This is a genomic window from Bradyrhizobium centrolobii (genome assembly GCF_001641635.1).
Taxonomy (GTDB): domain Bacteria; phylum Pseudomonadota; class Alphaproteobacteria; order Rhizobiales; family Xanthobacteraceae; genus Bradyrhizobium; species Bradyrhizobium centrolobii.
The window spans coordinates 27,320-51,739 of record NZ_LUUB01000031.1 but is presented as its reverse complement, the minus strand read 5'-3'; the positions used below and the strand labels follow the sequence as shown (position 1 = coordinate 51,739).

Sequence of the window (24,420 nt, the reverse complement as noted above, 5' to 3'; positions counted from 1 at the left end):
GCTAGGTCGTGTTGACGGTTCTAACCCAGAGCAATGCTGCGGCGATGCTTAGCATCGACAGGTACGCTCTGGCGGTTTTTTCGTAACGGGTAGCAACGCGACGGTATTGTTTGATGCGATTGACACAGCGTTCGACGAGATTGCGATGCTTGTAGGCCTCACGATCGTATTTGATTTGGATCGTGCGGTTCGATCGCGGCGGGATCACAGCCTCGATGCCACGCTCTACAAGATCAGCACGAATAGCGTCGCTGTCGTAGCCTTTATCGCCGAGAAGCTTTCTGGGATTGACGTCGTGAAGCTCCATCAATGCTTCGTAGGCATTAACTTCGTGGACCTCGCCGCCAGTGATGTCGAAGGTCAGCGGGTTGCCTTCGGCATTGGTGCGGACGTGGACCTTCGTCGAGAAGCCACCGCGCGAGCGGCCGAGCGCTTTCTGATTTTGATTCCCCCTTTTACTCCAGCCGCATGCTGGTGCGCCCGGATGATGGTGGAATCGATGGCGTGCTCCTCGTCGGCGGGAGGCCCGAGACTCGCCAAAGTCTCGAATGCCGCATCCCAAACACCAGATTTGCTCCAGCGGGTGAAGCGAATGAAGACCGAGTTCCACTTGCCATATCGTTCCGGCATGTCGCGCCATGGCACGCCAGTTCGCAGAACCCACAGAATGCCGTTGACCGTACGCCGCTTATCTAGAATTGGCGGGCCACGCTCGCCGCGATCGGGCAACAGAGGATCGAGTATCTGCCATTGTGTCTCCGTCAGATCGCCCCGACTCAATCCTGCCTCCCACAGAAAGGCAGTCTTGAATCAAAACTCGATTCCGCTGTCAAAAACCATCAACACGACCTAGTACGGACTTCAAACTGAATTAAGCCGCCAAGCTCGCAGGGCAAGGTCCATCAGAAAGGCGACCGAACTACACACCGCGGCCGCTGTCGGAGAGAAACGTTAGCGCATCAACTTCAACTTGTTTCGCCAACCAGAGATCGCGTCGCTCACTTCGCGAGAGCGCGTAATGCCAATACGTCGACTGCACTTTTCCGACATACAATAGATCGCAAGTTCTTTCAGTGTACTCTGCGCAACCAAGCAGCCGGGTTAGTTCTCTTGGTAAAGGCCGCGGCAATAATGCTGCCAATCAGCCAGCTGAAGAATGTTCGCATTAGAAGGGCGAAACAGCCCGCAATGAATGCTACTGAAAGTGCCCTAGTAGGAATTCTCCGTCCTTCGCTGTTGGTTCTGCGTCATCGATGAAATAGTTTAGATATCAGGATTGTATACGCAGGCCTTTTCATAAAGTACGCTGCTTCCATCGCTGTGTTAGCATTTCCACTCCGTGTATTTATAACCTCGAATTCAATTTCCTTCTTCAGCAGCCCTTCCAATCGATATGATGTCTGCAATGTCGCACTCGCGCACGCCCGGCGCGACGACATCAATAACTCGTTGCATCATCGCGTCGGCGGTTGACCCGGCTTGACGCATCAGCGCCAGTTCGGCTGGGCTTTTGACGATACGAATCCAGTTTACGAGCAAATCCGCATCGACAAATTTCGCCTGCGGCAACGCCCGCATCAGGTCCGCATGAGCCTTCCGAATAGTAATAGCCGCCTAACTCAACACCTATGCAGGGCCTCTCACCTCCGAGATCTTTGACTGTCTCAGCGATCACATCAAAGGCGGAAAGCGCCGCCGAGTGAACATACTTGTCTTCGTATGCATGGATGTTCTGGTCGTCGAGATAGCTAGTCATGACTGCGGAAACACGGTCCATGAACCGACCGATCCAGACCGGCTGCCGATGTTTCAAAGATACGATTACGAACTGCGGCACATAGTAGGAATAGGCGTCATAGCCCGTCAGGTAATTCATATTTGGCGACTCAGAGTTCATCGCGCAATTAAACGATATCCCGCCGCGATGGAGATCTTACGTGTGCTCCGAGAATTGGTAGGGAGACTATCCTGCCTTCTGCTGTATTCTTCAGGGATGACCGGTTCGCGACTAACGCTGCGACGAACCGCATTTTCAGCATGTTGATAAAGAGACAAGCCGCCATGGAAAATGCGAAACAAGCCCCATCTACACCAAAAGAAAACCGCGACCACTTGGAGTGCGTGCAAGGTTGGATCAACTTTGCTCGACGCACATCCGACGAAAACGCTCCCGACGTTTCTTTGTCAGGACCGTTTCCAAACGCCCTCTTTGGTCACATACCCGACCCACCACCCATGCTCAGCTACGACGTCACTATTCGAAACGCGCGTCCGATTGTGCACGAATTATCACTTGATCGGGAAGGCTTCACTTTAATTCAGCACAAAATATCCTGTGCAAACGAGCGTGATCCGGAGATTGTGTATGACAGGTACTTAGAAGAGATGGTTCCGTTCATCAAAAAGTACTTCAATGCGTCCTGGGTCGTTCCCCGCCGAGAAGCCGTTGTTTTTCGGTCTGCCGGCGGGAGCTCCATGCCCAGAATAAAGGAGCCGATTGTATGGGCTCATATTGATTACGCGCCGATCCTCGGCCCTGTGGCTGCCGCGATTGCGAGCCAATCACGAGGGATTCCGCTTCGATCGTATTCTCGATTGATGATTGTTCAAGCTTGGCATGCGCTTTCTCTGCCCCCCCACGATTTCCCCTTAGCGATCTGCGATGGCACCTCTGTTCACGATACCGATATTGAGGTGGTGGACAACGTGTTTAACGGTACCGCGCTTAAGCTCGGCCTGGCGCACTTCAATCCAGCTCAGCGTTGGTACTACTTTCCGGAAATGACGGCAAACGAGCTTATTCTGTTTAAGGCCTTTGATTCTCAGGAGCACTGCAATCCGAAGACTGTTCATGCAGCGTTTGATAATCGTCGCGCGCATCCCAATGCAAAGCCTCGTGAGAGTATCGATGCGCGCTTCTTCGTGTACTACGAGTGAGCGACGGAGGGAGTTTCCGTCGTTTCAATTATTAGTCGAGTTCCTAGGGGATGAGCTGCCACTGTCGGCGCGCCTGTCTTTTAAGAGGTTACTAAGTGTCCGACATCAAGGCCAGTGCATGGGCCTCCTCAGGCCACCACCCGATGGACCTTCCCGAGTTTGTCTTCGTTATCGCCGCCATCATGGCGCTGAGCACGCTGGCGATGGACATGATGCTGCCGGCACTCCCAAACATTCGCTCCACCTTCCAGATCGCCGACGGCAACCGTCCGCAGATGGTGCTGTCGATCTTCATGGCCGGCTTCGGTGTCGCCCAGTTCATCATGGGCCCGTTGTCGGACTGCTTTGGCCGCCGCCCGGTGTTACTCGGCGGCAACACAGTCTATTGCATCGCCGGCCTGCTCGCGATCATGGCGCCCTCCTTCGAGTCGCTGTTGCTGGCGCGCGTGTTGCAGGGCCTCAGTACGGCCGCGACCCGCGTGATGGCTACCTCGATCGTCCGCGATTGCTACGCCGGGCCTCGCATGGCGAGCGTGCTGTCGCTTGCGATGATGGTGTTCATCGCGTTCCCCATGATCGCGCCGTCACTCGGTCAGGTGGTGATGCTCCTGACGCATTGGCGCGGCATCTTCGTCCTGCTGATGCTCCAGGGCGTGATTGTCCTGGCCTGGAGCGCGACCCGTATACCGGAGACGCAGCCGAAGGAGATGCGCAAGCCGGTGGCGATCCCCGACGTGCTCTCGGCATTCCACCAGACCGTCACCAACCGCCAGACGCTCGGCTATGCGCTCGCCGCCGGCGGCGTGCAGGGCTCGCAGTTCGCCTTCGTGTTCTGCTCGCAGCAGATCTTCGCCGAGATCTTCAAGCTCGGACATTACTTCCCGGTCTGCCGTCGGCGTCGCAATCGCCTGCTTCCTCAACTCTCGCATCGTCAGCCGCATCGGCATGCACGTGATCTCGCATGCCGCGCTAACCGGCTTCGTGCTGGTGGCGGTCGCGCTGCTCGTCGCGGTGAAGATGCAAACCCTGTCGCTGCCGATGTGCATGGCGCTGGCGTCGCTGATGATGTTCGCCTTCGGGCTGATGATGGCGAACTTCACTGCGCTCGCGATGGAGCCGCAGGGCAAGATCGCCGGCACCGCCTCCTCGCTCTACGGCACGATCACGAACCTGCTCGGCGTTGGGATCGGCACCACGATTAGTCAGTATACGATGGCTCGCTTCTGCCATTCGCGACCGGCTTCTTAGTCTGCGCGCTGGTCGCACTCGCCGTCATTCTGGTGACCGAGAAAGGCCGCATGTTCCGGCCGTACCATCCAATTTGATGACTTCCGTAGATGGGGTAACGGGCCGAGCAGGCCGTTGAAAAAGGCGCTCGCCGTCGGCCGGCGACCGTGATTCATTGGCTCCGACGAGATTCGGAGATGGTGCGTGCGCGGCGGCGACGATCGAACGGGCGAGCTGTTCAGCTACGTTGATCCGGAGACGCGGGTGTGGCGTGATCATCCGCTGCGGGCGACGCTGTTGCAGGCGTTTTATTTGATCCGCTCGCCCCGGCAACATCGGCTAGGCCAAGGCCGCGCTCCCGAAAATCCGTCCAATCGCATCAACTCTGGCCCTGGAGAGCGATTCAGGCCGCGTTGTAGCGGCTCGTGTACGACTGCTCTCCCCGCAATTGGCGCGCCGATCGTGAACCCCCGATAAGCCTCTTGCTTGAGAGTAGTGAATAGCGCGTACGCAGTGGCGTGTCATCTGAAGGGACATGCCCGTTGTTGGATCTCCGACAACGCCGTCCTCAACCCCACAGGGGCGGCGTCGATGCCTGCGTAAATGATGCGTTCGGCTCTCGTGCTGGCTTGGACTACTGCTTCATCATGAACGGCGATCTCAAGGAAATTATCAATGTCACTTCGGCCGCGCGGCAGGTCAGCGTACCGTCAGACAAGAGGCAAACAGGAGCTGCCTTCGTTTGCGCGTTTTAGCAAGTAGCGTGTCAAATTTCCGGTAGCAGTAGGATGGCCCATTAGGTTAAAAAACCGTCGTCTGGAACGGCCAAGCACAATCAAGCGCCCAACGAGAATACGGCCTGGCACGACTGTTGCTATAGGTCTGATAGCAACTGGCTAAATGCTTGGGTGCATGTGGACCAGTAAGGCGACGGTGGCCTGGCTCTCGCGAATCCGTACCGCGGTTCTACTAAATTCACACATTATATCGCGCAACGTTCCAGTGCCAGATTTGGATAACAACTAGGTGGGTTTATCGGGGCTCGCCACGCAGCCAGCTCTCCATCCTAAATTCGAGCGACGGGGGTCGATGTAAAGCTTTGGGAGGTTTCTCAAGCGGCCTGAATTGCAGCAAGTGTTTATCAGTGCCGGATGGTCTGCGGCTGGTCCGCGGGTTCTAACTGGCGAGAGCGTGAAGGTGGATATTCAAACACGATTGAGGGGTTCTACGCTGCCGCTCTTTGCGCTGACATTACGTGAACGGGTAAGAACAAGGGACGGGCTTGATGCCAATCGACTATCCCGCAGTACTCAATCTAAAGTCCGAAGCGGCTCCCTATTCGTGGACTGATCATGAGGTAATGCTTTATGCGCTAGGCATCGGCATGGGCTCAGATCCTCTGAATGAAAGCGAGCTGCAGTTCGTCAACGAGGCGAAAGCAATTCCCAAGCAGTTGAAGGTGGTCCCGAGCTTTGCTTCGGTGTGCGTTTGGGGGGCGCGCCCCGCCGCTATCGACCTCAACCTGGTCATGCTAGTTGATGGTGAAAGCGACATCATATTCCACAAGCCAATACCTGTCGCTGCCAGCGTGACGGCGGATGCGCGCGTGCTTGACGTGTACGACAAGGGCAAAGAGAAAGGCGCGATCATTCAAAACGAAGTCATCGTCCGAGATAGTGGTGCTGGCAAGATCGCTACCATTGTCTCCACGATCTTTGCCAGAGGCGACGGCGGCTTTGGCGGACCATCAGAGGGAATGCCCAAGCCACACCAGGTGCCGCGCCGGGCGCCCGACAGATCAATGGACATCCCGATCCGCCCCGACCAAGCGCTGCTCTATCGTCTGTCGGGCGATCGAAATCCCTTGCACAGCGATCCAGAATTTGCGCGTCGGGCGGGCTTTCCTAAGCCCATTCTACATGGCCTGTGCACCTACGGACTGACCTGCCGGGCTGTTTTGCAGACGTATGCAGACTATGATCCCTCTGCATTTCATCGCCATCGCGTCCGCTTTTCTGCGCCGGTGTTTCCTGGCGAGATCCTTGCGGTCGATCTCTGGAGGGACCGAAATTTGATTTCGTTTGAAGCTCATATTCGAGAGCGCCAAGTTACGGTAGCCAAGCACGGGCAAACGCTGCTGGTCTGAGTATTTCAGGAGGTGTTCTCCTAGGACAATGCAGTTTGTCGCTTTCGCCCACAAAGCTGCTCTCGGGAATTTCGACTAATCTGTACTCATGCAATATGCAGATCTACTGCCGAGGTTGTGCCTCAAGGAACGCCATTTCTCCCTGGTGGTCTTTGTACGTCTGAGCGCTGCCCGCAGGAAACCATCTCATCACTTGTAGGAACCGCGAATAAGCGGTCAAGAGCTTCCGGCAACGATCGTGACAGGCGCGCGAACTGAAAGTTGACTTAAGCGGCCCTGGAAATATCGCCCAACGGGACGGATTCGTGCCGATGCTTAAGGGGCGCGGGAGCCGAGCTTGTGCGCGCTTCAGTGATGCGGTGATCAGCCACAGGTAGGGTAGGACACGGCGCTTGGTGCGGTGATCGCGACAGTCGACTCAAGATAATTTGAGGATACCGGCACTGAATTGGCTGGCGAGCTTTAAAAGCTCATGCTTGCCATTCGGATCCCAGGTTACGGGCTCGTCGCTCTTGCCGCTTATCGGGGTAGATGCAGCCGCCTCCCTTAAGCATCGGCAACTAATTTAGACACAGTGGAGCGTCGGCCGATCAGGTTGCAAGTAGCCTGCGGCGGCCGACGACGAAAGTGTAGCAATGGGAGAGCGGAAGCAGCTGCTGCGAGCGCCAAGAGCACAAGAGATCCGTCGATCACAGAGGCCCTGATCAGCCATCTCAAGCTCGAGATCGAGAAGCTGCGGTGGACACATTGCGGCACGCGCTGCGAGCGTAGGGCGCGCTCACTGGAGCAGATCGAGCTTGAGCTCGGGACCTGCATCCGCAACCGCAGACGAGCCGAGAAGGGGCGGCTTGGATTCAGCTTCAAGCCGCATAACGTTCGACCAAGTTCAGGCATCGCCACACGCCGTGGCCAGCGAGTTCGTCGTTGGCAAGATGCGCCGCGTGGACCTGGACGAGCCTGTTCGTGAGGTCCACCGTTAAGGCGCCCGAATAGTCGACGCGTGCCCAAAACCCTTTCAATCATGTCCGGGCCTCGGCAGTTGAAAGCGATTGTACGAGGCAACTATGCCGAGCCAATTCCACGCTGATCATGACGAATCGCGGGAAGAACAAGCGCGTTCGGCATAGTTCGCCTACCGCACACAGCCCTCACCCCTCATTGGCCATGCTTATGATTGAGCTGCCTCCAACACCTATAATATCGAGAGCATATTCCCGGCAGGGTAGTGACGCCCCCTACTTCACAAAAAGTTTGCGAGGCGTCGACGAGAGCGGTTCGTGGCCCGTCTCGGTAACGGCAAACGATTGAGTAATGGCAATACCGACATCGTCGAGCCACAAGCCGGGCATCATGTGGAAGCACATGCCAGACTGGAGAACTGTTTCGTCACCCTCGCGCAGACTTGCGCTCCGCTCAACAGCGCCAGGCGGATAACCAAGACCGATCGAGTATCCTAGCCGCGCTTCCTTCTCCAATCCGTGGCGGGCAAGTGAGCGGCGGAACACGCTTTCAACTTCAGAACAGGTAAGGCCGGGACGGACGCTATCCAAGGCCGCGTTCATCGCTTCAACTGCTACATCGGCTAGGTTTTGGAAGGCCGGCGAAGGGGTCCCCACCGCGATCGTACGACTGAGATTGACCTGGTACCGAAGTCGGTTTCCGAACAACTCAAGGTTGAGCGTTGTCGATTTGGACAGGGGCTTGTCTGTCCATGCAGCGTGCGGTGCAACCGCGCGCTCGGCGACGCAAAGCATCGGAGGAGCACACATGTACGAGCCTCCGAAATCGGGGGTACCAGAAGCCATCTGGTGATAAACTGCTGCTGCAATGTCGCACTCGCGCACGCCCGGCGCGACGACATCAATAGCTCGTTGCATCATCGCGTCGGCGATTGACCCGGCTTGACGCATCAGCGCCAGTTCGGCTGGGCTTTTGACGATACGAATCCAGTTTACGAGCAAATCCGCATCGACAAATTTCGCCTGCGGCAACGCCCGCATCAGGTCCGCATGAGCCTTCCGAATAGTAATAGCCGCCTAACTCAACACCTATGCAGGGCCTCTCACCTCCGAGATCTTTGACTGTCTCAGCGATCACATCAAAGGCGGAAAGCGCCGCCGAGTGAACATACTTGTCTTCGTATGCATGGATGTTCTGGTCGTCGAGATAGCTAGTCATGACTGCGGAAACACGGTCCATGAACCGACCGATCCAGACCGGCTGCCGATGTTTCAAAGATACGATTACGAACTGCGGCACATAGTAGGAATAGGCGTCATAGCCCGTCAGGTAATTCATATTTGGCGGCTCAGAGATCATCAGAACGTCGATCCCCCGTCTTTCCATGGTAGCCTTGACCGCGGAAAGACGTGCTTGGAACTCGCCCTTCTCGAAATACAATTCTTTGTTCACGTCTTTACCCGTATCCGGTGTCGTGAAGCCTTGCTTGATTTCCGGCACATTGCCGGCGACGCTTTCAATACTACAGCGAAATTGTGCCGCTATGAGGCAAGATTCAGCAAGATTTGCAAATATACTACAAGATTGACGATATAGTGCAGAATCTGCTCGAAGAAGCGGGCCAGTCTGCTGAATCAGTCAAACTAAACGAGAATCTCGAGGCGCTACGTCTGCGGCGATCAGTGGGCGCGTGCATAGCAGATCGGTATCCAGTATTGGCGCATCGCCTCGACGGCCGCTGGAATGTCGATGTCGGCGTTACGCAGAATGCCCCGGGTCTCACGGCCGCTTCGTAGTGATCCGAGCATCGGGCGATCGTGATCGTCGCGGCAGTGCAGCAGAATGCGCAGAAGCAGGCCGTGATTAACGTTGCGGGTCCAGCAATGGCTGTCCACGCCGACAGTCTAAGTCGCGTCCGCGGCGTAGAAACCCCGGCAAGAGGGAGCGGATCGACATCGCCTTTGATTTCGTGCCGGTGTATCGGCTCGAACGGCGAGGCGTAGTCGAACGGATCTGTTTGATCTTGTTAATGGCCGCAGCACGACGCCGGAGATCTCTGCGAACTCCGGCGTGCCGCCGTGGTTGAAAGCATCGGCATCGATGGCGAGCAAGGGACATATCCAGTCGAGCGGGCTCATAGACACCCGTCTGACCACGATCGCGGCGACGTAGCCGTGGTGCATGGGGAGGGTGACGTCAGGATGGTGATCAACGCCAGCTCGGAGCCATCGTTCGAGTTCCTCAAGCGGCATCACGGCCGCCGCCATTGATGACGAATGGCGACGCTCCCTCATACAGCGGCCTGCGCGATGCGCTCGCTGCGCGTTCCCGTTCCAGGCGAGCAGCACGTGCAGCTGACCGCTCATGCTGAATAATGCACCTTCCCATTGCAATCGGGCGGAACGCTCGACCGCATTAGCGACGACCTCGACGCGGCTGTCGCAGAGAAACAGCGTCAGCTCATTCCAGTGATTGATAGTTGATCGCCTCCGCCAGTTTCGACTGGGAGAAGAGCCGGCCGATCATAACGGTCCGTCGCGCCTTAAGCGTCGCCATCAGTGGCGCGCTCCTGGTGCGACGGGCGAGTGCCTTGTCGACGGCATAACTACCCACCTGCTCCAACGCTCTCCCGACCGATCCGGCGGCCCTGACCGAGATGGTGCTCGCGCTCGATGCCGAGGACGAGAAGCTGGCTTCCGGAAGATCATCTCCTTGAGCGTGTGCATCGCCACACCCGAATGCCGTAAAAGCCACGCCGCGTTCGATGAGGCGCGTTAGCAGCTTCGCCTGAACCAGCCTATCGGTGCGGCAGCCATAATCGCGATGAGCAGACGATACATGCGCGCACCGCATGCTCGGACCGCGCGTGCCGATCGGGAGCCAATTTCTATATTTCGGGACATAGACGGTAGCGTCGACACTCTGAGTCAGGACAATGCCGCTAACGGGGCGACCAGCTCCCCTGCCCCCATTTTTAGTTTTGGTTTTGTTCTCCAGTTAGGAGACAGACGATGCGTAAAGACAGGTTCACGGAAGAGCAGATCATCAAGGTGCTGGAGGAGCACGCTGCCGGATGTCGGCGAGCGCTCTATGCCGAACGCACGGAATCAGCGACGCGACGTTCTACAAGTGGCGGTTGCACTATGGCGGGATCGATATCTCCGACGCCCGCAAGCTGGAAGGCCTCGAAGAGGAGAACAGCAAGCTTAAGAAGTTCCTGGCGGAATCGACGCTGGATGTATCAACACTGAAAGAGATGCTCGGAAACAACTTCTGACGCCCAGCTTGCGGATGCCATGCTGTGACGAAGGCGATGAGCGAGAAGAATTGCTCGCAGCGGCGGGCTTACGGCCTCGTCGGGCTGTATCCGACAACCTATCGCTATGCTTCGACGCTACCGGACGACGGTGCATTGCGGACCCGGCCGAAGGAGTTGGCTTCGCAACGTTCTCGCTTTTCGGCTACCGAGGCCTGAGGCTGTTATTGGCTCGGCAAGGAGTCCACATCAACCACACGAAGTTGCACCGGCTCTACAAAGAGGAGCGTCCTGACCGTGCGCAAGGGCGTCGGCTGCAAACGGGCACTGGGCACGCGAGCGCTGGCGATCCCGCAGGATCAGAACCTGTGCTGGTCGCTCAAGTTCTGATGGATACTTGTCAGCGGCCGGCACGCACTTCCGTGTCCTCACGCTGGTCGACGACTTCACTAGGGAATACCTCGGCCTCGTCGTCGACCCTCGCTCACCGGCGTGCACGTGGTGCGTGAGCTCGGCCACTTCATCCAAAGCCGGGCTGCCACGCATGATCGTTAGAGAAGGCACCGAGTTTACCTCAAATGTTATTCTGGCTTGGCAGGAGGGGCTCGGCATCGAGGTGGCACTACATCGCACCCGGAAAGCCGATGCAAAACGGGCTTGTCGAAAGCTTCAACTGCCTCCCGCGTGACGAATGCTTGAACGAGCACCTGTTCGCAAATCTCAACGAGCCTCGGCAGATCATCGAGGATTGGAGGTTCGACTGCACCAACCGACCGCACACAGGCCTCAATGGGCTCACACCAACCGAGTTTGCAACCTGCCCAACGGGGCCAAGCCCAGAACAGATCCTTCTTTTAACGAGGGCAAAAGGGGCCACAGATAACGTTCTCTGGCATCGGATTCGGAATGGGGCAAAGAAGGAATCTGCAGGTTGTTTGCGCTCCATCCGTTCGAGCGCGACGGCCGCCACTGCTTTCGCAGGTGCGGCCTTAGGCGACGGTAGTAAAGGAAGCAGCGCCGCGAAGGCCGCTCTTTGATCGCGCCTGCGCCGAGAGCTCTCAGGGGCGACGCTGCAGCTCGAAAATCCGTATGGCGCGTTCCCAAGCACGCCCGGCATCCTCTACCAGAATGTGCGCGTTACTTTTCTGATGTCCGACGCGCAACGTGGGTGCGTCTTCCGCTTGATAGCCCCGGGCAATCGCGCAACGGACAAGCTTGCTTCCGTCCACTTAATGAGTTGCCCTCGATGCGCATCGATCCACTCGCTGCTTCCGGGCTCCCTTGGTGCGTTTCTCCCTGACATTGCGCGTGCGTGCGCGAGTTGACGAGGCCGAGGACTCTCGATGAACCGTCCTCCTTCGGTAGCCGGAGTCGACGTTCGATTCATATCAATCGACCTTCACGTCGATCATTCTCTGAGCCGCTGCGGTGTCGACGTCGAACGGACGTCGTGTCACGTGTGACGCTGCGACGATCATGATCGCTGACCGGTAATTCGCAATCAATGACGAGGCGGCGTACCTTTTGATGCTGATCCGCATGGGCGCGGACCGGGTAATGTTGGGCAGCTCGATTGTCCCAGATCGCAATGTCATCTTCCGTCCAGCTCCAGCGAACGGTATTTTCAGGCGCTGTGATATAGGATTCGAGCAGATCGAACAGCTTGTTGCCTGTATATGTCTGCAGGCCCACGAAACGTTGTTCGAAGTTGCCGAGCACTAGCAAGCGCTCGCCGGTCTCGGGATGGAATCTAACCACCGGATCCGCTCCTTCGCAGGGCATTCCGGCGAACGATTTGTCAAGCGGCGGTGTGCCCGCCCTGATTGGGCGCGCCTCCAGCGCATGGTCATGAGCGTTGCTGCGGACGACCCAAAGCTCGTCCGCGAGCCTGCGCAGTGGTAGCGGAAGGTCAAGATACGCAGCCGCCAAATTCGACCAGGCGGCATCTCCATGGGGCGCCATCACCGCGCCACGCATGACGGAGACCGTCTGGTCGTACCGAACATTCGCTTGCCCCGCCGAACGACCTTCGAGACCCGGATCTAAATCGGTACCTGACGACAGTCCCTTGGTCGGGGCTATAGACTGCTGTGCGAGTTTACCGAGCCTGATCGCAAGGCGCTCCTGCTCGGCACCGTCGAAATGCCGCTGGCCGCGAAAAAAGAGGACCCGATGCTCGATCAACAATTGCCTGATAGCGTCGACGACCTCCTCCGACAAGTCACCCGACAGCCTAACATTCCGAATCTCGGCACTAAGCCGTGCCGCGCACTTGATGACGTCCGCGCTCGGAATAACGTTACCACTGGAACTCGCAATACTCATCATTCTATTCCTATCATCGCGTTCCGCTGAACAAAGTGCCGCCATGCCTAGCTCTTGGTGCGGTTGTATTCAGTTGCTGGGAAGTCGGCACCACGGGCCCACGCTTCAGTTACGCAAACGGCTTCGATATGGCGCCACCGCATTGCGAGCCGTATCGGCTTGGCAATGATGTTGCCGATGGAAGCGATCAGTCGGACGGATTCGCGAAGCGATGCGGTCAGGGTCAAGGTGCGGCATAATGATGACCTCGCTTTGTGCTTAGAACTTAGGAGCAATCGGCTGCTAGTCAATGGAACGAGACCAACGTTATTATCGAGGGCAAATAATGATCATTCCGCGAGTGATGCTAACGCAGAAATATGCATTATGATTAGCGAATGGCCGGACACCTCACGCACTCTCTGGATAGGTCAAGCGATACTCCTGCGATCCGCAGAATGATAATGGACCATGTGAGCACTTCGCCACCAACGTCAGTTCACCTTATCGTTGAGGATGCAGATGGACTCACTGAGTACCGAAGTTCGAGACTGCCGAGGCATTCTGCTGGCGTTATCTGTCTCGAAGTAAAAGCAATTCAAAGACTTCGGATGAGGAGCTAGCCGAGCCTGTAATTAGTCGCGTCCGCAGGAGAAGTATCGCAACTTCATTATCGACGAACTAATACGAGATCATGACGAAATTGCCAAATGGTAGTCATCAAATCAATCAACAACCTGTGAGGGCGATTTTGGGCAGGCGGCCATTCCGTCGCGGCTCAAGGGTTGCGGTTGCTCTTGTCGCGTCCGGATCCTGGTTACCCAAGGCCCCGGCATTTGGCTCGAGCTGTCGGATCTCTTCAGCTCTCGCTGAGAGGCCAAGTCTCGTCACTTCGACGAGATCGTCTCAGAATTTGACGCAAGCATGTGTGCGACCGGGCTGGTAATGTATCGACGATCGTGCGCCTGACCCGCGCGCCCCAATGTGACTGCCGTTGTGACGGGCTGTAACGAAGGACTCTCGTCCCGTGCGTGACGCCACGGCTTGCCGCCGCTTCGGGTCGCCGATAGAAAGTGTCGAGGAGATCGGCTCCTTCAATGCTGGAGGCATCGCAGAACGCCAACGGGACATTGTGTGGGGGCGGCGAAATAACTTGCCACGTCTGGACGATCATCATACGGGAATACGCGCGGATCTCGAGGCCCTGAAGCTGGTTGTCCCGAGCGGCGATCATCGCTCCGGCGACCGGCGAGTAATCGATGTGGGCCCACCCGGCACCGTAGTCCTCACACTGGATCTAGTTTGCTCCGCCGGAGGAGCAAAGATGTTCCCGCCCAGAGAACGAATGTGTTGACACCTCCAAGGTCTACGGAGGTCACCCAAGACGCGTTGAAGTATTCCTTGAGGATTGGACCCATTTCCGCAGCGTACTTCTTGCGGAGAATGGCCGGATCGCGCTCGCTCACACAGGACAACTTCTTTCGAAGGAGCACGAAGCCTTCCCCGTTCAAAGGACAGCTCGTCCACGATGGGTCGCGCATTATGGATCGTGACATCGTGGTAGACAGCAGGAAAGTCGTCGAACCACTTCGGCGGAGTGGCCGCCTCTGCCTTCTCATCGGGCGCGCGACGTGCGAATAAGATCCGGCCCTGCACGCCCTCCAACTGATCACGGTTGACTGGTGGTGACGACGACGCCCGTTTCGCATTTCCCATGGCGTTCTCCATTGACGACATTACAATACCAACGAGGGTCGAAGCAAAAAGCGGCGAAAACTCTTCCCTACTGCAGAAATTCTGCAAAATGAGCGAGGCTTGTACCGATTCTGACGCCGTCGCGCATCCGACCGCTAGGTTGTTCAGAGCAAGCTTTTCGCAGACTGCCGCATCCGCGTACGAGAGATGACTTCAATCGGTGAGGTACCTGCGGTGGGCTCGCCCCTTCGGCGGGGCTACTTTGGGCTCTCTATGGCTTGCCGCAATGGCATCTTCCGGCGCACGCGGCGTAGCTAAGGGACGCTCCCTCGGCACGGCAACCCAATAACCTCCAGCAACCTGATTGGGAACAGCTACGGTCACGATCTCCGCAACAATCCGTGCCTGTCTTCGTCGCCACGCTTCAGCCGACGACCGGCTCCGGTGAAGATCGCCAGCTGCCGCACTGGCTCCGTGATAGCATTACGCAAGGTGTCCATTGTAAACCTAACGGTCCAACCGACCGCAGACCCGCAGATCAACCCGTCATTCGGTAGCTCGCCCCCTGAACGCCGCTTGCCGATCAGAGGCACGGGCCGACCCTCAACTCCTGGAGAGGAGCGGCCGTTAAGGGGGCATCGAGAGCCAATTTCTAGTATGCTTCTCGATTGGCCTTTTGGTTTGCGAAGCGAGCTCCAACAAATTCGAGCTAGGCTCACCAGTAACCGACGCGGTCTCCACGATTCGGCGGCGTTAAGTCGAGGGAGGTCGCTCAGCCGGCGACGGCAGGCCGTCGGGGGACGCTAAGTTGATGCATGATATCGCCGCCCCGACCTGAAGCCAGCGCGAAGCCGCAGTCATTAGGATTGCGACGCCAAGATCAATGAGATGGTTGGCCGCGTGCAGATCGTAACACGGAACAGCGCCAGAGAAGGAGTGGCGCCTTCGATAGCAATCGCAGTCGCAATACCCTCTACGTGTTGTCACATCTCGCACGTATCCTGCCCCTAACGACCGAGAACAGCCGGTGCAGGTCTTGTCGCCGTGCGGCATCCTGTGATTGATGAGTATGAATTTCATTTCTTCGACCGTGCAGTGCCGTTCCCACTGAAAGCTCTGTTGGAGCTGTCAAGCTGCTCCAAGCTAGACAAGCCATTTATGATAAGCCTCTCGCCGGGCTTTAAATCGGTCGACGCGTTTCTAGAACAAAGTGCTGTTCGCCAATAGTAGTGGCGGATTAGCCCGAACCGTCCACCGCATACAGCGCAGCAATTCACTGAAGAGCCTTGGATGTGATGAGAGCGGTTGCGCATTACTTGCCTCCGTTGACATAAGGTGGTTAGCCCCCTCAACGCAGCACCACCTCGCACGTGAAGCGCGCGTCGCATCTGCCAGAATTTGCTGCATGTACGGAACCCCGGGCGCAATGACTCGATCTGAGGTGCGCCGCGCTGGCGAATACGCACTACCTATCCCAATGCATCGCCAGTATGCGCACTGTACCCGCTTTCTTATGCGAGTTACTGCAATGAGCGGCGCGACGACGTCTATAAATCCTGTGGTGGGGCGGGTTTTGACGATCAATTTCGTTAAGCAGATCAGGCACACGGCTTGGCCTCACCACTCCACGCTCTCATCTGGCTCCACAAGCACGACGGGTGGAATGACGGCATCAACCGAGTTGCAGCCGTCCGCGAACTCATGTCCGCCCCAAGACGCTACCATTGGTTTTGGCGCTCGAAACCGGGGCATTGCAAACCAGGCTAGTGCGGCCAGTTGCAGCTGAATATTCACAGCGAAAGCGGTCTAGTAGGCCATCGCAGGATAGTGTCCAGCCTCGACAGCCCACTGCTCCAGGATCACCCCTGTCGCGTACTGCACGATGAAAGCCGAGCCGAACTGCAAGACACTCAAGCCGCTGTTCACGCGGGCAACCAGCCCCGTCCGAAAATAGTCCGCTATCATGGCGTAAGTCAGAGCTGTGGCAGAGCCGGCCATAGCTACGGTGCACCAAGACAAAAGTGAAGACCACGGCGGATGAAGGATGAGCGCGAGCTCCGCCACAACCAGCGTCGCCGCGACAATCGCAAACAGAGTCTCTGTCCTCTTGCTACGACTGCGCAGCCAGTTGCCAAGTATGCCTAACGCCAATGCGCCGAGACTCAGAGCGACCGCCATCGCGAACAGTTCGCTCACGAGACTCGCTCGGTCCAGTCGTTCGACATCGCAAAGCCAGGGTGCCGCCCACAAGGACTGTAACGCCCACGCCGAGCCGATGCAGATCGCTGCTAAAGGCGCAATTCTCCAGAACCGCGGATCCGAATAGATCCGTTTCAGAGTAGCAGCGTTGGTGCGGCCCTGCGGCTCTGTCTTTCGCTCAGGAACCGCGAGATAACTCAAAATGGCCATAGCAGCGCTTGCAACAGCTAGCGTTTCGAACAGTCCTCGCCAGCCCATCTTGTCAAGGGGCATCCCGGCAGGAGTCGTTGCCGTAACTGCTCCCAGCGAACCCAACATGATCATATAGCCATTGATGAGGGCGATACGCTCTCGTGGGAACCAGAGAACGATGATCTTCAGCGAGGACATGGGCTGCTGCAGTCCCAAGTCCGATCATCGCGCGCGCCAAGAGGAGTGACAGGATCCGGTCGATTCTGCGAAAACCGCGCACTGCCGGCGACAGTCAGCAGGAGCTGCGCTCTGGACCCTGCGCGGGCCAAAGCGATCCAAAAGCATGCCGAACGGAATTTGGACCGCCATGTCAACCAGGAAGTAGATCGACGTGAGTAGCCCGATATCGACAGCGCCGAGCCGAAGACCGGAGGCCAAATGACCCGCAATCAGCGTATTGATCATTCGGAACAGATAGGACAGTTAGTACCCGGCGCGAGGGGGAGAAACACGCACATCACGAGCCGCCACCTGGGAAGGGGGCTCAACGAGGGTTTCTGGCAATGTTCGAAGAACTTGCGCTCCGCCTGCCGACGCGGGCATGGAAAACCATCATCTGACGCGAGGGCACGGCTGATCATCGGTCTTTCTCGTTTTGCTTGCTTGCGCGTTGCGCGTTCGTGTCGCGCATCGTGATCAGCGACTCCAATCGCCGGCCTGAGGAATGGCTACTGATCGAATGGCGCAAGCGGCGAGCAGGAGCCGACAATATTGGCTCTTGACACTCGCGAAAGTTACCCTTTTTTGTGCGCCCGTGGACTTCGCCAAGCTGCGTTGCAGCGTCGAGCGTGACTATCAGGAGCTCAAGCAACAAGTTGGGGTCGGTCACTACGAAACCCGAGGACGGCGAGGCTTCATCGCCATATCAGGATGTGCCTCGCAGCCTGCGAATTCCTAATCTCTAAGCGGAAGATTTCACCGCGCCTTTCCCGCAACATGCCCTAACCGACGGCTACCGCCTCACAGGATCCGCCATTGCGGCCAGAGCGGCAATTTCCGAATTCGGCTGCAACGGTGCGCAGACGATTGATCGCTGCTCCCATCAAAAAAAGTCGCGATGCCCGTGCTGCACAGCTCCCATGGCCCGACAATCGCAGCGAGACATTTGTGACGCAGGAATACTACTAGAAGGGGTCGGTGCGCGCAGCATGGTAGCGTGCTAGGGGGAGCAGCATGGGAAATGAACTGTCACGATTCATCGAGCTACTCGAGTTGAGCCGATGGGGCGGCCAGAACGATTGTCACGTGTTCGTGGGGGCGGTGCGCCGGAGCTCCTAAGCTGCGCGATAGTTACCAAAGGCAAGGGGGCCGAAATATGTGCGGCATCTGTGGATGGATTGACTTCGATCGTGACTTAGGAGGCCTCGAGGCGCGACGGGAGGTTGCCCACATGACGGCCACCATGGCCTGCCGCGGCCCAGACGACGAGGGGACTTGGATCGACGGGCCCGCGGCGCTGGGGCACCGGCGCCTGGCGGTCATCGACCTTGAGGGCGGCCGCCAGCCGATGACGTTCGATGAGGACGGCCGACCCGCCTTGGTGCTCGTCTACAACGGCGAGACTTACAACTATCGCGAGCTGCGTCAACGGCTCGCCGCCCTGGGCCATCGGTTCGACACGAGCAGTGACACCGAGGTGGTACTGCACGTCCACCGCGAGTGGGGCCACCGCGACCCCCGCAGCGCCGTGAGCGAACTCAATGGGATGTTTGCCTACGCTCTCTGGGACACCGCCAAGCGCGAACTGCTTCTCATACGCGACCGGCTCGGCATCAAGCCGCTTTACTACTACCGCACCGAACACGGAGTGTTGTTCGGCTCCGAGCCAAAGGCGATCCTCGCCAATCCTCTCGCGAAACGGGCCATGGACGCCGAGGGGCTTCGTTGCATCCTATGCTCCGTCGCCGACCCGTATAACACCGCGTTCCGGGGCATGCGTGAGGTACGGCCCGGCCAAATCGTCCGCGTGACCCGCGACGGCATCGAGCAGATGAGCTACTGGCAGCTCACCGACAGCGGGCACACCGACGACGTGCCTACCACCGTTCGGCGCGTCCGCGAGCTGCTCGAGGACACGATCCAGCGGCAGCTCATCGCCGACGTACCGCTATGCACGCTTTTGTCGGGCGGGCTTGATTCCTCGGCCATAACCGCGCTGGCCGCGCGCTTCAGCGACGGACGGATCCGGTCCTTCGCCCTCGACTTCGTCGGCTACACGGATAACTTTATCCCCGGCCCGACGTGCGCCACACCCGATAGACCGTACGCGCAGGAGGTCGCGAAGTTCGTTGGTACCGACCACACGGACATCACGTTATCCGCGGACGAGCTCATGGACCCGGACGTGCGGGCCAGCACCCTCCATGCTCGCGACCTGCCGTTCACCATGGGCGACACCGACAGCTCGCTGTATCTGCTGTTCCAGGTCATCCGGCAGCACTCGACGGTGGCCCTGTCCGGGGAGACGGCCGACGAGCTTTTTGGCGGTTACTGGTGCTTCCACGATCCCGCGCGCGTTCAGGCCGACACGTTTCCCTGGCTCGAGGTCAGCGTAGATACCGCCCGGAAGTCCCTAGACCCCGAGCTCGCCGAGAAGCTCGATCTCCCCGGCTACCTCGACGAGCAGTACCGCAGGGCACTTGCAGAAGTACCCGCCATAACCGGGCCGGTGTCGGCGGATCCGCACGAGCGTCGCATGCGCGAGCTCTGCTACCTCTATCTAACGCGCTACCTGCCGAGGCTGTTCGACCGCAAGGACCGGCTGAGCATGGCTTTGGGTCTCGAGGTGCGGGTCCCCTACTGCGACCACCGCCTCGTTGAGTACGTATTCGGCACCCCATGGGCCCACAAGACTTTCGACAAGCGCGAGAAGAGCCTGCTGCGGGCCGCCACCGCGGACCTGCTGCCGCAGTCCGTGGCGCAGCGAGTTAAGAGCGTGTACCCGGCTATCCAGGATCCGACCTACGACAGAATGCTGCGCGCCCGGTTCACCGCGCTGCTGAATGACCGCAACGCGGCAGTGGCACCACTGCTGTCCGTCGACCACTCCCGTGCCTTGCTCAACGCGACCGACAAAGTCAGGTGGATGGAGCATATCCTGACTCTCCAAGATTTCCTGACCGACTACAACGTGAGCCTCACGCTCTGAAACGGCGGAACACGCATGAGACAGCAAAGAAGGTCTGGGCGCCCGATACCGCATTTGGATCCATGGCCAAGTCCCGAACTGTTAGCATTGCACATCGCTCAGAGCGCTGAGGCGCTTAAAAAAACGCAGGAGCCTCTGAAAAGATATCCCCGACCCTGCATCTCGGTTTGGCACAGCGGTGGCGTACGGATTCCGCACGATCTCTCCCACCATTTTGGATCTCGCCCATGATACCGATTTGAAGTCGTGCATCGTTTCGAGATCATCGCGCCCGCCATTCCCAGATGATGTCGCCCGGGGTGGGCTTTCTGGCTTTGATACGTCCAGCTTTTTTGGCTTTACGAAGAAGCGGACCTGGATATTGCGGGAGAGGCTAACGATGTGCCCTGTGCGCGATGTGATCAGACTGAGTCGTCCGGAATGCCTATCTGCGAGATCGCGCGGATCGGGGCTGCGCCTTCAACGGTGCGGGTGACGATCGCCTGTTCGAAACAGTGGCCCTGACCTGGCCGCTACCGGGACGTCACGGATGCAGTTGTAGCGGCCCGGCTTCTCGCTGGCGCCGGTACCAACACGGGCATAAGCACCGCGCCGAGCCCCGCTGGGCACCGGTCCACGGCGAGCTCAAGCGCAAGCATGTAAAGCCTGAAATCCTTGAGGTGGCAGAACATGCGTTCGATAAGATTGCGGCCTTTCTGGGTTTTGGCGTCGTATCTGTGAGGGTGTTTGCGGATTGGGGTAGGTGGGATCACAGCCGTTGTACGGCGTTCCGACCGACCACGCAGGCTCTTGGCATGGTAGGCTCTGTCGGCGAGTAATCGTCGAGCTGCAGGGACGGCTGGCAGCCGATCGCGTGGCCGCGAGATCATGGCAAGTGCCAAGGGTGATCAAGAAGGTGATCGGACGTCCGTGGTCCTCGGTCAGCGCGTGGATTTTGGTGGTACGCCCGCCGCGCAAGCGACCGAGGTGCTGAACGACGCCTTGGCGGCGGCCACTGGCGGGCTATCGGTCTGACGGTACTTCATGTAGAGCCTCCTGTGGTTGCCGCCCGTAATGCAAGAAGTTTTTGACCTTTTTGGCGTGTGATCGAGTGCGGTCTTCTGTCAGGCCTTCCTTTACGGCGTTTTCAGAAGCCGCTGGCCGGTATGGTGATCCGCTGATCAGGTCCAATTCGCATCTCCGAGCACATCGGCTCTTTGGCTCTAGCTGGTTTTCCTGATCCAGATCTGTTCGATCGTTGCGCCCATTCGGGTCGTCGCCTTCTCACCCCCCTTTCACCAACGAGCGAGCTGCTCCGGCTCTATATTCCTGCACACTGACGAAGCTGCACCATGAATTTCGACCCTTTTCCAAGATTCTCTTGTCATCTTAGCTAGCATGCAAAGTTGCTCTGAGCGCCATCCCAGCCGCCTGGCTGTTCGGCCATCGAATACGAGTGAAGGCACTGATCGTACCAACATGAGGTGAATTACAAATCCCGGAGTCTTGACGAGTTCGCCGTCGCAGGACGACTAGAGCATATTCCGATCACGTTGCGTCGTATCCTGCGGCGGCGAGATAGTTTCGACACTCGTCTGGCGCGAAGCGGTTGATTGCGTTGACGATTGCTTGCCAAAGATCTGGCATGGAGCGCGCGGCAGCGGCGCGCAACGACGCCTGCAATTTGGAAAAGGCCATTTCGATCGGATTGAAGTCGGGGCTATACGGCGGAAGGTAGAGTAGGCTCGCTCCGACCGCCTGGATGGCCTCTCGCACGCCATGAACTTTATGAGCGGGCAGGTTGTCCATGATGACGGTGTCGCCGGGGCGCAGCGATGGCGCAAGCAGCTGTTCGACGTAGGCAAGGAGAGCATCTCCATCCATGACTGGAGTTACCGATATCCCTGCTCCTGCAGGTCCAGGGCAAGGCCACGCCTGCAGGTGAAGACCGAGGAAACGTTCGAATTCGCGTGCGCCGACGCACATCGAATACTGGACCAAAGGCACGGCCCCCGTCCTGCTGATCGTCGTGGCTCTGAAGACGCGGAAGGCCTACTGGAAATCGCTGAAGGAGTGGTTTGCGGATCCGGAGCGCCGTAAGTCCCGCAAGGTCGTCTTCGAGAAGGCGAACCTACCAACACTAAGGGGTGTCCCGATGGGGCGATCTGAGTACAATAGGATCTGTGCTTGGTGGCAGGATTAAGCCGCCACAAAGATCGCACATGCCCCAGAAGCGAGGACTACGCATGCGCCGGAATTATCTTTTCGGAATGAGGCAAGCCGCGAGGCAAGCAAAGGCACTCCAAATTCCCGAAATCGGCGCTATCGAGTTTGGCGTCGCTGGCGGTAGGGGACTGCTGCAGATGGAACAAGTCGCCGAGAGTCTTCAGGCTGAAACGGGAGTTCGCTTCCGACTCTACGGCTTCGATCTGGAAACTGGCTTGCCGCCCTCTGACGATTACCGAGATCTGCCATACGTCTGGCGCGCCGGTTTTTTCAAAATGGATAGGGCTAAATTGGAGCCTCAATTAAAACGCGCCACCCTTATAATCGGCAATGTCGGCGAGACGGTTCTGACGTTTATCGAACGCTATTCGCCACCTGTTATCGGCTTTGTATCTTTCGACCTCGACCTCTATACAAGTACTAAGCTGGCACTAAACCTTTTCAACTCGGCTGCATCTCACTTTCTACCACGAACGTTCTGCTACTTTGACGATATCGTCGGTGATCTTGATGAAATACACTGCGAATGGGTCGGGGAACTTCTGGCAATCCGGGAATTTAACGATGCTCACGCAGCGCGGAAAATCGCAAAGATAAACGGTCTGTCTTGGAAGTTTGGCGCACCAACGGAGTGGCATGACCATAGCTTTGTGTTCCACCTGTTCGATCACCCCGCCTACAAGCAATACATCAATGAGCGGACAGACTGGCAACTGCCCCTACCAGAATAGGAAGTGAGGTGGTCCCGGTTGTCTGAACAGCAATTCTGCGTCGATAAGTGGAGCTTCTGCCAGAGTTAGGCTGCCGCGCGGAACGGCAGCGGGTTGAAGTAAGCTTGATCCGGGGTGCCGCCGTCAAGGCTCGAGTGAGGACGCCGGCCATTGTAAAAGTCGAGGTATCGGCCGATCGAGGCGCGGCTCATCGTCTCTCCTGATTCGCGGGACAATCTTGCCCGCCGTCAGGCAGAAATTCCACAATCGCCCTGTCCAGAGTTCCGGAGCCAGCTCTGAGCCGAAGTTTTTATTGAGTGGCTGCGCAAGGGCCTGATCCGACTCACCATTTTTGCGATCGCCCTTTTCAGTTACTGGACACGTTTCGGGTCGAAGCCGAGGAGCTGGAATGCCGCCTCCTGGAGCGGCATCGATTTCGAGAGAAGCGTGAAGCGATGCTTGGCCGCGAGCGGCATGCGCATGGTGTTGCGGGTCATGGTGCCGAGATGGTCGATGAGTCCGGCGAAGCTGTGGACACGGTCGCCATTTGCATTGCGCTTGGTGCCCTTCTTGGTCCGGGCTATCCTTCACGTGCTCGCGTACCAACATGGCAAGCCTCTCCATTCCCTTGCGGAAGTCGACCGGCCTGGTTCCCACCATCACCCGGACAGTTCCGGACGGGCCGATCACCGGCTTGCCTTCAGTGCATGGACGATGGCGCAATCATCGCCACGTCCGCGCCTCGGCCGACCCGGATAGTGACGCCTTCGGTTTCGATCTCGATGCCCCCGACATCCTGCTTGGCCTTGCGTTGCGCTGTCTTGCGCTCATGGCCAGCAACCGCAACTGGTGCCATGGCGTCTACCACCGCCGGTACAAACGGCGGATCGTCAGCCATCGGCGTCGGCAACCGGCGTGCTTGCCGGCGCCAGGTGAATACTTGTTGTGGGGTCAACCCGTGTCGCCTGCGGCAATCTCGGAAACGACCGCGCCTGGTACCAGCGTCTCCTCGACGATCCGGGCCTTGTCGTCCTTGGAGAACCAACGACGGCGTCCCGTCTCCGTGATCACTCCCAGCCGGCGCGCCGTCACGTCTGACTTAAGCGTATGCTCAAGCATAGACACAAGCCGATCCCTTCATAAAGATCGTGAAACTCGCCTATCCCATGTGCCGCGAGAAGGTGGGAGCAGAACGACGCTCTGACGTCCGCTGTCAAGGATTAGAACGCAGAGCCTCGCCCGATCGCCGATCGGCTGCTCATAGAGATGATCGTACATGGGTGGAGGCGGAACCGAAGGACGTCGGTGATCAAGCTCTGATGCGCGGGTTGGCTACCGCATTCCCGATTGTGCGTCCGAGGTCTGCTCCTATCTTACTGCG

Annotated in this window: 15 protein-coding genes and 6 pseudogenes; 7 read left to right on the top strand and 14 right to left on the bottom strand. The window is 58.0% G+C overall.

The window, feature by feature from the left end; translation table 11 throughout:
- Nucleotide 1: 1 nt before the first annotated feature.
- Together AYJ54_RS46825 and AYJ54_RS51690 are read right to left on the bottom strand one after the other, a co-directional pair.
- Nucleotides 2-729: pseudogene (locus AYJ54_RS46825) on the bottom strand (IS5 family transposase).
- A gap of 709 nt (nucleotides 730-1,438) precedes the next feature.
- Complete coding sequence (locus tag AYJ54_RS51690) at nucleotides 1,439-1,876, bottom strand: hypothetical protein (protein ID WP_210184076.1); 438 nt, start codon at nucleotides 1,874-1,876, stop codon at nucleotides 1,439-1,441.
- Between the two features lie 185 nt (nucleotides 1,877-2,061).
- Between AYJ54_RS51690 and AYJ54_RS06700 the strand changes: the two genes are divergently transcribed.
- The 3 genes and pseudogenes from AYJ54_RS06700 to AYJ54_RS06690 all read left to right on the top strand — a co-directional run bounded on the left by AYJ54_RS06700 (nucleotide 2,062) and on the right by AYJ54_RS06690 (nucleotide 6,310).
- On the top strand, nucleotides 2,062-2,937 hold the full coding sequence (locus AYJ54_RS06700; protein WP_245328920.1) for a CmcJ/NvfI family oxidoreductase: 876 nt from the start codon (nucleotides 2,062-2,064) through the stop codon (nucleotides 2,935-2,937).
- 143 nt (nucleotides 2,938-3,080) lie between these two features.
- A pseudogene (locus tag AYJ54_RS06695) lies at nucleotides 3,081-4,262 on the top strand (multidrug effflux MFS transporter).
- A gap of 1,187 nt (nucleotides 4,263-5,449) precedes the next feature.
- Nucleotides 5,450-6,310, top strand: coding sequence for a MaoC/PaaZ C-terminal domain-containing protein (locus AYJ54_RS06690; RefSeq protein ID WP_063697644.1), 861 nt, complete (start codon nucleotides 5,450-5,452; stop codon nucleotides 6,308-6,310).
- Between the two features lie 1,235 nt (nucleotides 6,311-7,545).
- On the opposite strand, the gene AYJ54_RS52060 is transcribed toward AYJ54_RS06690, so the two are convergent.
- The 4 genes from AYJ54_RS52060 to AYJ54_RS52045 all read right to left on the bottom strand — a co-directional run bounded on the left by AYJ54_RS52060 (nucleotide 7,546) and on the right by AYJ54_RS52045 (nucleotide 9,883).
- Nucleotides 7,546-8,187: a M24 family metallopeptidase gene (locus tag AYJ54_RS52060; protein WP_245328921.1), complete on the bottom strand. Its 642-nt coding sequence runs from the start codon at nucleotides 8,185-8,187 to the stop codon at nucleotides 7,546-7,548.
- Nucleotides 8,171-8,770 carry an aminopeptidase P family N-terminal domain-containing protein gene (locus AYJ54_RS52055; RefSeq protein ID WP_245328919.1) on the bottom strand — a complete coding sequence of 200 codons (600 nt, stop codon included), beginning with the start codon at nucleotides 8,768-8,770 and terminating at the stop codon, nucleotides 8,171-8,173. The genes AYJ54_RS52060 and AYJ54_RS52055 overlap by 17 nt, the downstream gene beginning before the upstream one ends.
- A gap of 179 nt (nucleotides 8,771-8,949) precedes the next feature.
- Complete coding sequence (locus AYJ54_RS52050; RefSeq protein WP_063697642.1) at nucleotides 8,950-9,165, bottom strand: hypothetical protein; 216 nt, start codon at nucleotides 9,163-9,165, stop codon at nucleotides 8,950-8,952.
- Nucleotides 9,166-9,730: 565 nt separating this feature from the next.
- Complete coding sequence (locus AYJ54_RS52045) at nucleotides 9,731-9,883, bottom strand: IS66 family transposase (RefSeq protein WP_245328918.1); 153 nt, start codon at nucleotides 9,881-9,883, stop codon at nucleotides 9,731-9,733.
- A gap of 398 nt (nucleotides 9,884-10,281) precedes the next feature.
- On the opposite strand from AYJ54_RS52045, the pseudogene AYJ54_RS46810 reads away from it, so the two are divergent.
- Nucleotides 10,282-11,344, top strand: a pseudogene (locus AYJ54_RS46810) (IS3 family transposase); the annotation flags it as partial.
- Between the two features lie 565 nt (nucleotides 11,345-11,909).
- Here AYJ54_RS46810 and AYJ54_RS06665 read toward each other — a convergent pair.
- From AYJ54_RS06665 to AYJ54_RS52040, 3 genes are all read right to left on the bottom strand, one after another.
- A complete protein-coding gene (locus tag AYJ54_RS06665; RefSeq protein WP_063697657.1) occupies nucleotides 11,910-12,851 on the bottom strand; it encodes a TauD/TfdA dioxygenase family protein in 942 nt (313 codons plus the stop codon).
- Between the two features lie 838 nt (nucleotides 12,852-13,689).
- Nucleotides 13,690-14,091: a hypothetical protein gene (locus tag AYJ54_RS54300; RefSeq protein WP_488226330.1), complete on the bottom strand. Its 402-nt coding sequence runs from the start codon at nucleotides 14,089-14,091 to the stop codon at nucleotides 13,690-13,692.
- Nucleotides 14,092-16,331: 2,240 nt separating this feature from the next.
- Nucleotides 16,332-17,114, bottom strand: a complete 783-nt coding sequence (locus AYJ54_RS52040) for an MFS transporter (protein ID WP_245328917.1) — start codon at nucleotides 17,112-17,114, stop codon at nucleotides 16,332-16,334.
- Nucleotides 17,115-18,291: 1,177 nt separating this feature from the next.
- Here AYJ54_RS52040 and asnB point away from each other — a divergent pair.
- On the top strand, nucleotides 18,292-20,124 hold the full coding sequence (gene asnB / locus AYJ54_RS06650; protein WP_063697637.1) for an asparagine synthase (glutamine-hydrolyzing): 1,833 nt from the start codon (nucleotides 18,292-18,294) through the stop codon (nucleotides 20,122-20,124).
- A 1,527-nt stretch (nucleotides 20,125-21,651) separates the two neighbouring features.
- On the opposite strand, the pseudogene AYJ54_RS06645 reads toward asnB, so the two are convergent.
- Nucleotides 21,652-21,963 (bottom strand): annotated as a pseudogene (locus AYJ54_RS06645) (transposase); the annotation flags it as partial.
- A 169-nt stretch (nucleotides 21,964-22,132) separates the two neighbouring features.
- Here AYJ54_RS06645 and AYJ54_RS53900 point away from each other — a divergent pair.
- Both AYJ54_RS53900 and AYJ54_RS06640 read left to right on the top strand, forming a co-directional pair.
- Nucleotides 22,133-22,306 (top strand): hypothetical protein, encoded by a 174-nt coding sequence (locus AYJ54_RS53900; protein WP_430641401.1) that lies wholly within the window; start codon nucleotides 22,133-22,135, stop codon nucleotides 22,304-22,306.
- A gap of 43 nt (nucleotides 22,307-22,349) precedes the next feature.
- A complete protein-coding gene (locus AYJ54_RS06640; RefSeq protein ID WP_136623494.1) occupies nucleotides 22,350-23,060 on the top strand; it encodes a hypothetical protein in 711 nt (236 codons plus the stop codon).
- Nucleotides 23,061-23,125: 65 nt separating this feature from the next.
- Here the strand turns inward: AYJ54_RS06640 and AYJ54_RS53895 are convergent.
- The 4 genes and pseudogenes from AYJ54_RS53895 to AYJ54_RS50550 all read right to left on the bottom strand — a co-directional run.
- Nucleotides 23,126-23,248 (bottom strand): annotated as a pseudogene (locus AYJ54_RS53895) (IS3 family transposase); the annotation flags it as partial.
- A gap of 162 nt (nucleotides 23,249-23,410) precedes the next feature.
- Nucleotides 23,411-23,620: pseudogene (locus AYJ54_RS53890) on the bottom strand (IS1634 family transposase); the annotation flags it as partial.
- Nucleotides 23,621-23,739: 119 nt separating this feature from the next.
- A complete protein-coding gene (locus AYJ54_RS48990; RefSeq protein WP_136623493.1) occupies nucleotides 23,740-23,937 on the bottom strand; it encodes a hypothetical protein in 198 nt (65 codons plus the stop codon).
- Nucleotides 23,938-23,990: 53 nt separating this feature from the next.
- Nucleotides 23,991-24,164 (bottom strand): hypothetical protein, encoded by a 174-nt coding sequence (locus tag AYJ54_RS50550; RefSeq protein ID WP_161491811.1) that lies wholly within the window; start codon nucleotides 24,162-24,164, stop codon nucleotides 23,991-23,993.
- Nucleotides 24,165-24,420 lie beyond the last annotated feature (256 nt).